General features: G+C 72.9%; 10 protein-coding genes. 6 read left to right on the top strand and 4 right to left on the bottom strand.

The window, feature by feature from the left end:
• Positions 1-67 precede the first annotated feature (67 nt).
• From ACQPW6_RS30055 to ACQPW6_RS30040, 4 genes are all read right to left on the bottom strand, one after another.
• Positions 68-511 carry a hypothetical protein gene (locus ACQPW6_RS30055; RefSeq protein WP_433892838.1) on the bottom strand — a complete coding sequence of 148 codons (444 nt, stop codon included), beginning with the start codon at positions 509-511 and terminating at the stop codon, positions 68-70.
• 480 nt (positions 512-991) lie between these two features.
• Positions 992-1483 (bottom strand): ATP-binding protein, encoded by a 492-nt coding sequence (locus ACQPW6_RS30050; protein ID WP_433892837.1) that lies wholly within the window; start codon positions 1481-1483, stop codon positions 992-994.
• A 298-nt stretch (positions 1484-1781) separates the two neighbouring features.
• Complete coding sequence (locus tag ACQPW6_RS30045) at positions 1782-2549, bottom strand: enoyl-CoA hydratase/isomerase family protein (protein ID WP_433892836.1); 768 nt, start codon at positions 2547-2549, stop codon at positions 1782-1784.
• Between the two features lie 85 nt (positions 2550-2634).
• Complete coding sequence (locus ACQPW6_RS30040; protein WP_433892835.1) at positions 2635-3846, bottom strand: L,D-transpeptidase; 1212 nt, start codon at positions 3844-3846, stop codon at positions 2635-2637.
• Between the two features lie 199 nt (positions 3847-4045).
• On the opposite strand from ACQPW6_RS30040, the gene glgX reads away from it, so the two are divergent.
• The 6 genes from glgX (at position 4046) to ACQPW6_RS30010 (ending at position 13558) form a co-directional block, all read left to right on the top strand.
• Positions 4046-6340 (top strand): glycogen debranching protein GlgX, encoded by a 2295-nt coding sequence (gene glgX / locus ACQPW6_RS30035; protein WP_433894705.1) that lies wholly within the window; start codon positions 4046-4048, stop codon positions 6338-6340.
• A gap of 97 nt (positions 6341-6437) precedes the next feature.
• Positions 6438-7739: an MFS transporter gene (locus tag ACQPW6_RS30030; RefSeq protein ID WP_433892834.1), complete on the top strand. Its 1302-nt coding sequence runs from the start codon at positions 6438-6440 to the stop codon at positions 7737-7739.
• A 108-nt stretch (positions 7740-7847) separates the two neighbouring features.
• Positions 7848-8594, top strand: a complete 747-nt coding sequence (locus ACQPW6_RS30025) for an SDR family NAD(P)-dependent oxidoreductase (protein ID WP_433892833.1) — start codon at positions 7848-7850, stop codon at positions 8592-8594.
• Positions 8595-8643: 49 nt separating this feature from the next.
• Positions 8644-10596 carry an ABC transporter ATP-binding protein gene (locus tag ACQPW6_RS30020; protein ID WP_433892832.1) on the top strand — a complete coding sequence of 651 codons (1953 nt, stop codon included), beginning with the start codon at positions 8644-8646 and terminating at the stop codon, positions 10594-10596.
• Positions 10593-12542: an ABC transporter ATP-binding protein gene (locus ACQPW6_RS30015; RefSeq protein ID WP_433892831.1), complete on the top strand. Its 1950-nt coding sequence runs from the start codon at positions 10593-10595 to the stop codon at positions 12540-12542. Before ACQPW6_RS30020 ends, ACQPW6_RS30015 begins: the two co-directional genes overlap by 4 nt.
• A 65-nt stretch (positions 12543-12607) precedes the next feature.
• On the top strand, positions 12608-13558 hold the full coding sequence (locus ACQPW6_RS30010; RefSeq protein WP_433892830.1) for a D-2-hydroxyacid dehydrogenase family protein: 951 nt from the start codon (positions 12608-12610) through the stop codon (positions 13556-13558).
• Positions 13559-13782 lie beyond the last annotated feature (224 nt).

Genomic DNA, 13782 nt, shown 5'->3' with positions numbered 1-13782 from the left:
AAGGGGGAACAACCAGCCTTCCGTTTATCTGCCCGAGAGGCCCCTGCTGACGATCAGATCCCGGTGATCAGGCCGCCACCGCCACGGCCTCCCTGGCCAGCCGCGGCACCCCGGCGGTGCGGCGGGTGGAGAAGACCACCAGCCGCAGCAGCAGGAACCGGCCGATCCCGGCCAGGCCGGAGGCCGCCAGGTACACGCCCTGCCGCAGCAGTGGCCCGCCGCCCGGGTGCAGCTCGTCGAAGGCGAGCAGCGCGCCGGTGGTGAAGAGGTACGACATCAGGACGGTGAGCCCGGAGGCGCAGTGGCCGCTCCAGCCGGCCGGGCCGCGCCCGAAGGTGAACCGGCTGTGCAGTTCGGTGGCGAGCACGGTGGAGGCGATGGTGAGCACCGCGTTGGCCAGCACCACCGGCACCCGGTCGCCGATCAGCAGCAGCGCCCCGCTGGCCAGCAGCGTCACGCCGCCGCCGAAGACCACGAACTTCACGAACGAGCTCGTCGCCTTGCCGGCCATCTCGTCAACTCCCCTGTCCGGGACGGCCGCTGGGGTGCGCCTTCCGCTGACCCCGACTCTTCCGCACTGCCGCACCCCGACCCATCCGGTGTGTCCCCCATTACGCATGGGGGCTACCCCCACTCGTCCCCTGGGGGACAGCCCGGGGGTCCGACCTGCAACCTCGACCGTAAGTGCCATATTAGAAGATCATGAGACCACTTAGCCATTGTTTATTAGGTCAGTGGTGCACATCACCCTTACATTGATCATCGATATGGGGGAATTGCACCATAGATCCGCTATAGGTATTTGACCCTGTCGCGGCCCCGTGTCAGAGTCTTCTCAACGGCCCCCACGACCCGGGCTCGGCCGTTCCACAGACGCCGCGGACCACACCCCCCCTGCTTCGCGGCGGTTCAGAAGAGGCCCTTGCAGCTGTCGCACAACGACGCGCGGGGCCTCTTCACTTTCCCCGGCACGCCGGCGGAGCCGGGAGCCTCAGCGCTCGGAGACCCGCAGCTCGAACCAGGTCGTCTTGCCGCGCGGCTGCAGATCGACGCCCCAGCGGTCGGACAGCTTGTCCACCAGGAAGAGCCCGCGCCCGCTGATGTCGAGATCGCGCACCGGCAGCAGGCAGGGCAGCGCGCGCGAGGGGTCGCGCACCTCCACCCGGATCCAGCCGCGGCGCCGCTGCATCCGCAGTCCGAACGTCCGGGCGCCGGTGTGCCGTACGGCGTTTCCGACCAGCTCCGACACCAGCAGCTCCACGGTGTCGGCGTACTGCGGCAGCGACCATTTCCTGACCACCGACAGCGACAGCCGGCGGGCGGTGGAGGCGGACTCCGGACGGGAGGTCAGATGGACCTCACCGGCGGACGGGTCGGCCAGCAGATCAAGTACGGCGTCGGCGGTGTCCGCGGCGAGAACGGGCTGCGCGCCCGCGGCGGGCGCCACCCGCTGCGGCTGCTCCGATCCTGCCCGGTCCGCCATGACTTCATGATGGCTGCACCCGCCGGTCCCCGCAGGGCAACCCCGGGAATTGATGACACAGGATCAGCCATTCACCGCGGAGATCCTGGCATATGCAGCTGGCAAAAGTGAATACCCAACACCCTTCCCTGCCAGGGGAGTTGACAAAGCCAACTTTCCCGGCGATTGATGGCGGGGCCGAAACGCTTAAGGTTGCCATAAGGCTGTCTTAAGGTGGCGGCCCCCCGGAAGGGGTCCCAAAGTCGATCAGGTGTACGGATTTCGTACAGATCTCACCCCTGCGACCGCCGTCACCCGTTCAGCCGAAATCCGCCTTCCCCGGCCCGTCCTCGACGAAGCTGCGCATGCCGGTCTCCCGGTCCGCGGTCGCGAACAGCCCGGCGAACAGGCCGCGTTCGACGGCGAGACCGGTCGTCAGGTCGGTGTCGAGACCGGTGTCGACCGCCTCCTTCGCGGCCCGCAGCGCCAGCGCCGGGCCGCGGGCCAGCCGGCTCGCCCACTCGTGCGCGCACTCGTAGACCTCGGCGGCCGGCACCACCTGGTCCACCAGGCCGATGGCCAGCGCCTCCTGCGCCTTCACCATCCGGCCGGTGAAGATCAGGTCCTTGGCCCGCGAGGGGCCGATCAGCCGGGCCAGCCGCTGGGTGCCGCCGGCCCCCGGGATCAGGCCGAGCAGGATCTCCGGCTGGCCGAGCCTGGCGTCCTCCGCGGCGATCCGCACGTCGGCGCACAGCGCCAACTCGCAGCCGCCGCCCAGCGCGTAGCCGGTCACCGCGGCCACCACCGGCTTGGGGATCCGGGCCACGGCGGTGAAGGCGTCCTGCAGCGCGCCGGACCGCAGCGCCATGTCCTCGTACGACATGGCCTGCATCTCCTTGATGTCCGCGCCCGCCGCGAACACCTTCTCGCCGCCCCACACCAGCACCGCCCGCACGTCGGGCCGCCGTGCCGCGTCGAGGGCGATCTCGTGCAGCCGGTCCTGCATGCCGCTGTCCAGGGCGTTCATCGGGGGCCGGTCCAGCCGGACGACGCCGACGCCATTGCCGACTTCGAAGGTCACAGTCATGCAGGCGAGCGTACGACGGACCGGCCGGACCACCACGGGTCCGCCACCGGCCCGCCTGCTCGGAACCCCGTCTCAGCGCAGCGTCTCAGCGCAGCGCCGAACCCGCCGTCCACTGCTGCCAGCTCAGGTTCCAGCCGCTCATCCCGTTGTCGGCCGCCACCGTGCGGTCGTGCGAGTTGACGACCCGGATCGGGTCGCCGACCAGCGAGTGGGTGAAGAACCAGCCCGCCGGGGTGTCCGTGCCGCCGCCCTTGACGTCCTGCAGGCCGATGCAGCCGTGGCTGGTGTTGATGTTGCCGAAGACCCCGGGCGCGCCCCAGTAGTTGCCGTGGACGAACGTGCCGGAGTCGGTCAGCCGCATCGCGTGCGGCACGTCGGGGATGTCGTACTCGCCGCCGAAGCCGACGGTGCTGCCGTCCATCCTGGTGATGGCCAGCTTCTCGGCGATCACCATCACGCCGCCGTACGTGGTGTGCGCCGGGGCGCCGGCCGACACCGGCAGCGTGCGCAGCACATCGCCGCCGCGGCGGACGGTCATGGTGTGGGCATCGGCGTCCACCGTGGAGCGCTGGTCGCGGCCGATGGTGAAGTGCACGTCCTTGGACTGGGTGCCGTAGACGCCGGGCGCGCCCTCGACGTCGCGCAGCCGCAGCGCGAGGGTGACCTCGGTGCCCGGCTTCCAGTAGTCCTGCGGGCGCAGGTCGAGCCGCTGGCTGCCGAACCAGTGGCCGAGGACCCGGACGGCGGGCCGCGCGGTGACGGCGACCGCGCGCTCGACGGCGGCCCGGTCGGCGATCGGCCGGTTGAACCGCAGCGAGACGATCATGCCGGTGCCGACGGTGTCGCCGTTCTCCGGCTCGTAGAAGCCGATGAACGCGTGCTGCGGCACCAGCGTGGTGAAGGCCGCGTGCTTGGCGGCCTGCCGGCCGTCGCCGTCCACCGCGTAGGCGTCCACCGTGTACCGGGTGGAGAGCGCGAGTCGCCCGTTGGGGTGCCAGCTGGTCCGGTCGGCGGACATCCCGCCCGGTACGGGGGTGCCGTCGGCGGCCTTGGCGACGACCTGGGTCAGCGTGCCCTGTTTCACGGCGACCGAGACCGGCCCGGTGGCCGGTACGTCCTTGGCCCCGTCGCCCGGGGTGACGGCGATCGCCGCCTGCGAGACCCGGTCGGCCGCGGCCGTCGCCTTGGCGTCGCCCGTCCCGCCGGAGCCGCCGCCCGACCCGCAGCCGGCGATCAACGCCACACCCAGTACCGCCGCCGCGCCCGCGCGCAGCGCGCGCCTCACCGATGTCGTCACGAACCGTCAACGAGGCACCCGGTCCCGGGAAACGCGCAGTCCGCGGCGGATGACGGAGATCATTCGGGTGACTCGGCACCTCCGGGTGGGAAAGAATGAGGCAGTGGACACGGCCGCCGCCGGTATGGGACACCGGGCGGCGCCGAGGCCGGGTCGAGCCGCGGGAGGCACAGACGTGTCCGAAACACGCGAGTACGCCATGCCGGCGGCGGCCCCGGAGCCGGAGCGGGGCCCGGAGCCGGCCGGCGCCGCCGAGACGGCACTGCTCGTCGGGCCCGGCGTGCCGCCCGCACCGCGGACCAGCCCGGAGGTGGCGCCCCCCAGGACGGCCACCGTGTGGCCGGGCGCGGCGCAGCCGCTGGGGGCCCGGTTTCATCGCGGGCCCGACGGGCGGCCGGGCACGAACTTCGCGCTGTGGGCCGGCGGCGCCGAATCCGTCGAGCTGTGCCTGTTCGACGAGGACGGCACCGAGACCCGGGCGCCGCTGACCGAGCTGACCCACCAGGTGTGGCACGGCTTCGTGCCCGGCGTGCTGCCCGGCCGGCGCTACGGCTACCGGGTCGGCGGCCGCTGGGACCCGTGGACCGGCGCCCGCTGGAACCCGGCCAAGCTGCTCCTCGACCCGTACGCGCGGGCGGTGGACGGCGGCTTCACGATGGTCCCCGAGGTGTACGGGCACGTGCGGCAGTGGCCCGAGCAGGCGGTGGCCGACACCGTGCGCGACAACCGCGACTCGGCCCCGTTCGTCCCCAAGGGCGTGGTCGTGGCGGACGACGACGACTGGGAGGACGACCACCGGCCGAAGACCCCGTGGTCGGACTCGGTGATCTACGAGCTGCACGTCCGCGGCTTCACCCGTGCCCACCCCGGCATACCGCCCGAGCTGCGCGGCACGTATGCGGGGCTCGCGCACCCGGCGGCGATCGCGCATCTGACCCGGCTCGGGGTGACGGCGGTGGAGCTGCTGCCGGTGCACCAGTTCGCGAACGAGGAGCACCTGGAGCGGCGCGGCCTGACCAACTACTGGGGCTACAACTCGATCGGCTACTTCGCGCCGCACGCCGGCTACAGCGCCTCCGGCACCCGCGGCGAGCAGGTCGGCGAGTTCAAGCGGATGGTGCGCGCGCTGCACGCGGCCGGCATCGAGGTGATCCTCGACGTCGTCTACAACCACACCGCGGAGGGCGGCCAGGGCGGTCCCACGCTGTCGCTGCGCGGCATCGACAACCGCGGCTACTACCGGCTCGGCGCCGATCCGCGCGGCTACACCGACTACACCGGCTGCGGCAACACCCTCAGCGTCATCCAGCCGCAGGTGCTCCGGCTGATCACCGACTCGCTGCGCTACTGGGTGACCGAGATGGGCGTGGACGGCTTCCGGTTCGACCTGGCCGCCGCGCTCGCCAGGTCGCTGCACGACGTGGACATGCTCTCGCCGTTCCTCGCGGTGATCGCCCAGGACCCGGTGCTGCGCCGGGTGAAGCTGATCGCCGAGCCGTGGGACGTCGGCTCTGGCGGCTACCAGGTCGGCGCGTTCCCGCCGCTGTGGACGGAGTGGAACGACAAGTACCGGGACACCGTGCGGGACTTCTGGCGCGGCGCGACCGGCGATGTGCGCGACCTCGGCTACCGGCTGTCGGGGTCGAGCGACCTGTACGACTGGGGCGGCAGGCAGCCGTACGCCTCGGTCAACTTCGTCACGGCGCACGACGGCTTCACTCTGCGCGACCTGGTCAGCTACAACGCCAAGCACAACGGGCCCAACGGCGAGGACGGCCGGGACGGCACCGGCGACAACCGCTCGTGGAACTGCGGCGCCGAGGGCGACGAGGAGGCCGGGCCCGAGGTGACGGCGCTGCGCCGCCGTCAGCTGCGCAACCTGCTCTCCACGCTGCTGCTGTCCACCGGGGTGCCGATGCTGGTCGCGGGCGACGAGATGGGCCGCACCCAGGACGGCAACAACAACGCGTACTGCCAGGACAATCCGACCAGTTGGGTGGACTGGTCGCTGCTCGGCGACCCGGGATGGCAGGGCCTGACCGATCTGACCGCCCGGCTGATCGCGCTGCGCCGGGCCCATCCGGTGCTGCGCCGCGGCGCGTTCTTCTCCGGGCTCGCGCACCCGCCGGAGGGGCTGCGCGACCTCGCCTGGTTCGGCACCGGCGGCGCCGAGATGACCGACGAGGACTGGTTCGCGGCCACCGCGACGCTGGGCATGTTCCTGTCCGGCCGGGACATCATGGAGCGGGACGCGTGCGGCGAACCGCTGCTCGACGACAGCTTCCTGCTCGTCGCGCACGCCCACCACCGACCGGTGGACTTCCACCTGCCGGGACCGCCGTGGGCGACCTCGTACGAGCTGCTGCTCGACACGGCGCTGGAGGACCAGTCGGGGCCGCCGGGCGAGCTGCGGCCGGCCGGTGAGGCGGTACGGATCGGCGAGCGGTCGGTCCGGCTCTACCGGGCCTGCGGGGTGGACGAGTTGCGCGGCTGAGCCGGCGGGTGCGCCGGCGGGGTGAGTCCGGTCACCCCTGCTGGCGTGCGGCTTCATGCCCTGGACGGCATGGATTGGTCCAGTCCATATTGGCTGAGTGACCTCTCGCTCCACGTCCTCACCGTCGCCGTCGCCGCGCGGCACGGCCGGCACCGGCCACTCCGCCCGCACCGCCGCACCGCGCGCCGACCGGCTCTGGTCGGTCAACTTCCGGCTGTACTTCACCGCCCGTACGGTGGCGATGCTCGGCGACACGATGCTGCCGGTCGCGCTGTCGGCCGGGCTGCTGAGCTACGGCTACTCGGCCACCGACATCGGCCTGGTGATGGCCGCCTCCACCGCGTGCTTCGCCGGCCTGGTGATCTTCGGCGGGGTGTTCGCCGACCGCTTCAACGCGCGGGCGATGATGATCGGCGCCGACCTGGTCAGGGTGGCGAGCCAGTCCACGGCGGCGGTGCTGTTCTTCACCCACCACGTCCGGCTGTGGGAGGTCGTGGTGATCGCGGTGGTCAACGGCACGGCCGCCGCCATGTTCCAGCCGGGCGTGTCCAGTACGGTGCCGCGGGTGGCGGCCGACGTGCAGGGCGCCAACGGGGTGACCCGCACGGCCGAGTCGGTGGCGGCGCTCACCGGGCCCGCGGTGGCCGGGCTGCTGGTCGGCTTCGCCTCGCCGGGCGCGGTCTTCGCCGTGCACGCCTCCACGTATCTGACCAGCGCGCTGTGCCTGATCGGGCTGCGCCTGGCGCCGCTGCCGCCGCGCAGGGCCGGGGCGCCGGCCGCGGGAGCGCGCGGCTTCACGGCCGATCTGGCCGAGGGCTGGCGGGAGTTCAGGGCGCGGACCTGGATGTGGTCGGTGATCGTGGTGTGGATGGTCTACATGATCTGCGTGGTGGGGCCGTTCACCCCGCTCGCGGCCTCGCTGATCATCCCCGCGCACGGCGCCGGCGCGTACGGCCTGGTGAACTCCGCGCTGGGCGCGGGCACCGCGGTCGGCGCGCTGTGCGCGATGCGGATCAGGGCGGAGCACCCGCTGCGGGCCGGGACCTTGGCGCTGTTCGTGGTCGGTCTGCTGCCCGCCTCGGTCGGGCTCGACCTGCCGGTGCCGGGGATGATGGGGTGCGTCTTCGTGGCGGGCGCGGGCTCGGCGTACTGGGGCGTCAACTGGGCGACCAGCGTGCAGACCCAGGTGCCCGGCGACATCCTGAACCGCATCCACGCCTACGAGGTGGCGGGTTCGATCGCGATGACCCCGGTCGGGCAGGCGCTGGCGGGCCCGGCCGCCTCGGTGTTCGGCGCGCGGGAGGTGCTGCGGACGGGCGCGGTGGCGGCCGTCGGCATCGCGGTCACGCTGCTGGCGATACCGGCGGTGCGCAATCTGCGCCGGGCGCGCGCCACCTGAGCGCGAGACGGGTCGGGACGGACCGAACGCGGTGGCCGACCCCGGGGGCCGAGCGCGGCGACCGATTCACGCCAGCACCCGGGCCGTCCCAGACGCACGATTACCCCCATGGACGAGAACGAATTCTCCGGCAGGACCGCCCTGGTGACCGGCGGAAGCCGCGGTATCGGCGCGGCGGTGGCACTACGGCTGGCGGCCGGCGGCGCCGATGTCGCCCTCACCTACCGCGAGGACGAGGACAGTGCCGCGGCGGTGGCCGACAAGATCAGGGGCATGGGGCGGCGGGCCCTCGCCATTCGGGCGGACAGCGGTGACCCGGTGGCGCTCCCGGCGGCCGTGGACCGTACCGTCGCCGAACTCGGCCGGCTGGACATCCTGGTGAACAACGCGGGCCGCTACGTCACCGGCCCGGTGGAGGAGCTGGACCAGGCCGAGTTCGACCGGTCAGTCGCGGTCAACGTCCGCGGTCCTTACCTGGCCTCCCGCGCTGCCGCCCGCCAACTGCCCGGCGGCGGCCGGATCATCAGCATCGGCAGCCAGGTGGCCGACCGCACGGTCTTCCCCGGGCTCACCCTCTACGCGCTGACCAAGTCCGCGCTGACCGGCATGACCAAGGGCCTGGCCCGCGACCTGGGGCCGCGCGGCATCACCGTCAACCTCGTACTCCCCGGCCCGACCGACACCGACGCCAACCCGGCCGACGGCCCGTTCTCCGAGACCATCCGCGGTTTCACCGCGCTCGGCCGGTACGGCGAGCCGGCGGAGATCGCCGAGACGGTGGCGCACGTGGCCTCCGGCGCGGCGGCGTACGTCACCGGGGCCGTCATCCATGTGGACGGCGGCTTCACCGTGTGACCGAAAAGAAGGTGAGGGGTGTCAGGGGTGCCGCTTAGTGTCAGGGATGATGCCTGCCACGACCCCTGACCCCGCGCCCGCCGTCCGCTCCCGGTCCGTGATCCGGTCACTGCTGCGGCTGTGGCCCTATGTCGTGCCGGTGCGCAGGCGGCTCGCGCTGTCCGCGTTCGTCGCCGTCATCGCCTCGTCCATGTCGCTGCTGATCCCGCTGGTGCTGAAGTGGATGGTGGACGGCCCGGTCACCGACCGCGACCCGTCAGGGGTGTGGCTCGGCGGCGGCCTCGTGCTGCTGCTCGGGCTGCTGGAGGCGGGGCTCTTCGGGGTGCGCCGCTGGATGGTGGCCAGGCCGCTCGCCGGGGTCGAGGCGGCGATGCGGGCGGACCTCTACCGGCATCTGCAAAGGCTGCCGGTGGGCTTCCACGACCGGTGGGCGTCGGGGCAGCTGCTGTCCAGGGCCACCATGGACCTGCAGATCCTGCGGATGTTCCTGGCCTTCCCGCTGGTCTTCCTGGTCGTCAACGGCGCCACCGTGCTGATCGGCTTCGCGATCCTGTTCGTGCAGAGCTGGACGCTCGGCCTGGTGCTGCTGCTGCCCGCGGTGCCGCTGATGATCGTCTGCTCGTACTTCGAGACCCGGTACTCGCTGGCCGCGCGGGCCGCGCAGGACCAGGCGGGCGACCTGGCCACCGTGGTCGAGGAGTCGGTGCTCGGCATCCGGATCATCAAGGCGTTCGGCCGGCACCGCAGCCAGGCCCGCGCCTTCCACGGCAAGGCGCAGCAGCTGCGCGGCACCGAGCTGCGCAAGGCGCGGCTGCTGTCGGACATCTGGGCGGTCATCATGACGCTGCCCGAGCTGGCGATCGGCGCCGCGCTGACCCTCGGGGTGCTCCAGGTCTCCGACGACCGGCTGTCGGCGGGCACCCTGGTCGCGTTCCTGTCCACCGCGCTCGCGCTGCGCTGGCCGGTGGAGTCGATCGGCTTCCTGCTGGCGATGAGCAACGAGTCGGCGACCGCGGCCGACCGCTACTTCGAGGCGATGGACGCGGCCGAGCCCGACGTCGGCGGCACCGCGGCCGAGCCGCGGCGGGACGGGCTGCGGATGGAGGACGTGCGGTTCCGCTATCCCGACGCGCCCGCCGACAGCGCCGAGCTGCTGTGCGGGGTGGACCTGCACATCAGACCGGGCGAGACGATGGCCCTGGTCGGCGCCACCGGCTGCGGCAAGACGACGCTGACGGCGCTGCTGCCCCGGCTGCACGAGGCGACCGGCGGCCGGATCACCCTGGACGGCGCGGACATCGCGCGGCTGCCGGTGCGGCGGCTGCGCGAGCTGGTCGCGGTCGCCTTCGAGGAGCCGACGCTGTTCTCGGCCAGCGTGCGGGAGAACGTGGCGATGGGCGCGGGGCCCGGCGGGGCGAGCGACCAGGACGTGCGGCACGCGCTGGAGATCGCCCAGGCCGGTTTCGTGCACGAACTGCCGAACGGCCTCGACACCCAGGTCGGCGAGCAGGGGCTGAGCCTTTCCGGCGGGCAGCGGCAGCGCCTGGCGCTGGCCCGCGCGGTCGTCGGCCGGCCGGAGTTCCTGGTGCTCGACGACCCGCTCTCGGCGCTCGACGTGCACACCGAGGCGCTGGTCGAGGCCGCGCTGCGCGAGGTGCTGGCCGACACCACCGCGCTGGTCGTCGCGCACCGCCCGTCCACGGTGCTGCTCGCCGACCGGGTCGCGCTGATGTCCGGCGGACGGATCACGGCGGTGGGCTCGCACACCGAACTGCTGCGGGACAGCGCGGAGTACCGGCACCTGATGTCGGGCGACGAGGAGTCCGCGGCGGTGGCGGAGGCCCGCGGCGCGGGCGCGCTGCCGGGGCGGGACCGCCGTCCGGACGCGGATTCCGGCCCGGGTTCCGGCCCTGGCGCCGGCCCGGGCGACCGCTCGGGCTCCGCGATCGCCCACCAGCTGGACCACGAACTGGACCTCGCCGAGGGGAGCGACGCCCGATGACGTCCGCGACACAGCAGACCGCAGGCGGTGCCCCGGCCGGGCCCGACGGCGAGGAGGCCGCCGGGCGCGAGCCGGACCGGAAACCGGGCGCCGAACCCGGCGTCGAACCCGTCGTCGAACCCGGGGCCGGGGACGGGTTGCCGCCGGGCACGCCCGGCGACCCGTTCGACCAGGACCTGCTGCCCGCGCCGAAGAACGCCCAGCTCACCCTGCTGCGGTCGCTGCTGCGCCCGCACACCCGGCGGGTCTGGCTGGCCACCGTCCTGCTGCTGATCCAGCAGGCCGCCGTCCAGGCGGGACCGCTGCTGGTGGCCTACGCGATCGACCGGGCGATCCCGCAGGTGCGGGACGGCCGGCACGGCGCGCTGATCGCGGTGGCCTGCGGCTACCTGGGCTGCGGGCTCGCCTCCGGGCTGCTGCAGCGCTGGTTCATCCGGGTGGCCGCGCTGATCAGCCAGGACGTGCTGATCGACCTGCGCGGCCGGATCTTCCGGCACGCCCAGTCGCTGAGCCTGGACTTCCACGAGCGCTACACCTCCGGCCGGCTGATCTCCCGCGCCACCTCGGACGTGGAGTCGCTGCGCGAACTGCTCGCCGACGGCCTGGAGGAGCTGATCGGCGTGGTGCTCTCCGCGGTGTACATCTCCGCGCTGCTGCTGTTCCTGGACTGGGAGCTGGGGCTCGCCACGCTGGTGTCGTACCTGCCGCTGTACTGGGCGATCCGGGTCTACCAGCGCCGTTCGATGGTGGCGTACCGCAAGCGCTCCACCGCCATCGCCGCGGTGATCGTGAAGTTCACCGAGACGATGAACGGCATCAGGCCGGTGAAGGCGTTCCGCCGCGAGGACCCCAACGACGCGGCCTTCGAGGAGCTGAACGACCGGCACAAGCGCGCGAACGGCGACGCGATCCTGGAGATGGCCCGCTATGTGGTCGGCTCCCGGCTGATCGCCAACATCACGATCGCCGCGATCGTGCTGTGGGGCGCCTACCGGGTGGCCGGCGGCGGGATGGCGCTCGGCGTGCTGGCCGCGTTCGTGCTGTACCTGCGGCGGCTGTTCGACCCGATCGACCGGCTCGGGATGTTCCTCAACTCCTACCAGTCGGCCGCCGCGTCGCTGGAGAAGATCGCCGGGCTGCTGGCCCAGGCGCCGACCGTGCCGGAGCCGGAGCACCCGGTGCCGCTGCCCGAGCGGAGCGCCGAACACCCGGGCCGCGACGCGGTGTTCGACGGTGTCGGGTTCTCCTATCGGACCGGCGGCGAGGTGCTGCCCGCGTTCGACCTGACGGTGCCGGCCGGGCAGACCGTCGCGGTGGTCGGCGCCACCGGCGCGGGGAAGTCCACGCTGGTCAAGCTGCTGGCCCGGTTCTACGACCCGACCGCGGGACGGGTGCTGCTGGACGGCGTCGAGCTGCGCGACCTGTCGCTGGCGGAGCTGCGGCGCGGGGTGGTGATGGTCACCCAGGAGGCGTTCCTGTTCTCCGGCACGGTGGCCGAGAACATCACCATCGGCCGGCCCGACGCGACCCGCGACGAGGTGGAGGCGGCGGCCAAGGCCATCGGCGCGCACGAGTTCATCACCGCGCTGCCGGACGGCTACGACACCGACGTCCGCAAGCGCGGTGGCCGGATCTCGGCGGGCCAGCGCCAACTGGTCGGCTTCGCCCGCGCCATGCTGGCCGACCCGGGCGTGCTGATCCTGGACGAGGCCACCTCGTCGCTCGACATCCCGGGCGAGCGGGCCGTCCAGCACGCCATGCACACCGTGCTGCGCGGCCGTACCGCGGTGATCGTGGCGCACCGGCTGTCGACGGTGGAGGTCGCCGACCGGGTGCTGGTGATGCGGGACGGCCGGATCATCGAGGACGGCGCTCCGGCGGAGCTGATCGCGGGCACCGGGCACTTCGCGGGTCTGCACCGCGCGTGGCGGGACAGCCTGGTCTGACGGGCCGGGGCCGGGTAGGGTGCCGCAGGGGCCTGACCGGGCCCGATGCGCGAGGAGGCGGTGGCGTGGTGACGCGGGTCGCGGTGCTTGACGACTACCAGCAGGTCGCCGCCGGGCTGGCCGACTGGGCCGGGCGGCTGCCGGGTGCCCAGGTCACGTTCTTCGGCGAGCACATCGCCGGCGAGGCCGAACTCGTCGCCGCGCTCGAACCGTTCGACGTGGTGGTGGCGATGCGGGAGCGGACACCGTTCCCGCGCGCGGTGCTCGAACGGCTGCCCCGGCTGCGGCTGCTGGTCACCACCGGCATGCGGAACGTGGCGATCGACCTGGCCGCGGCGGCCGACAACGGGGTGACGGTGTGCGGCACCCGCTCGCACGCGTCCGGCACCGCGGAGCTGACCTGGGCGATGATCATGGGCCTGGTGCGCGGGGTGGCCGCCGACGACGCCCGGATGCGGGACGGCGGCTGGCAGGGCGGCCTGGCGCAGGACCTGGACGGCGAGGTGCTCGGCGTGCTCGGCCTGGGCCGGCTCGGCGCGCGGGTGGCCAGGATCGGGGCCGCGTTCGGGATGGACGTGATCGCCTGGAGCCCGAACCTGACCGAGGAGCGGGCGGCCGAGCAGGGCGCCCGCCGGGTGGACAAGGCGGAACTCTTCGCCGCCGCGAAGATCGTCACCGTGCACATGGTGCTCAGCGACCGCAGCCGCGGCCTGGTCGGCGAGCCGGAGTTGAGCGCGATGCGCGCCGACGGCTACCTGGTGAACACCTCGCGCTTCGGCCTGCTCGACCCGGACGCGCTGCGCCGCGCGCTGGAGTCCGGCCGCCCGGCGGGCGTGGCGCTCGACGTCTTCGACACCGAGCCGCTGCCGCGCGACCACTGGCTGCGCTCCGCGCCGCGCACCCTGCTGTCGCCGCACATGGGCTACGTGACCGGCAAGAGCTACCGGGTGTTCTTCGCCGATGTGGTGGAGGACATCGCGGCCTTCGAGGCCGGGTCACCGCTGCGCGCGCTGTGAGCGGCGGGCCGCGCGGCCCGCTCGATCGGTGAACATCGTCCCGTTTTACCGCTGTTGCGGCGCCCGGAGATTTCTCCCGGCCGCAACACGGCGATGACACGCGCCCGCTATACGAACAGCCGACTCCGTACACCGGACGACTTTCGGCCAAGTTCGGGTCACGGCAATGACATGTACCGGTAAAGGATGCCACTCTGTGCCCCGTTCCACAGCAGGACCCCAGC

It is taken from the genome of Streptomyces sp. CA-111067 (genome assembly GCF_050956065.1).
Lineage (GTDB): Bacteria > Actinomycetota > Actinomycetes > Streptomycetales > Streptomycetaceae > Actinacidiphila.
This window is presented reverse-complemented; position numbering and strand designations above follow the sequence as displayed.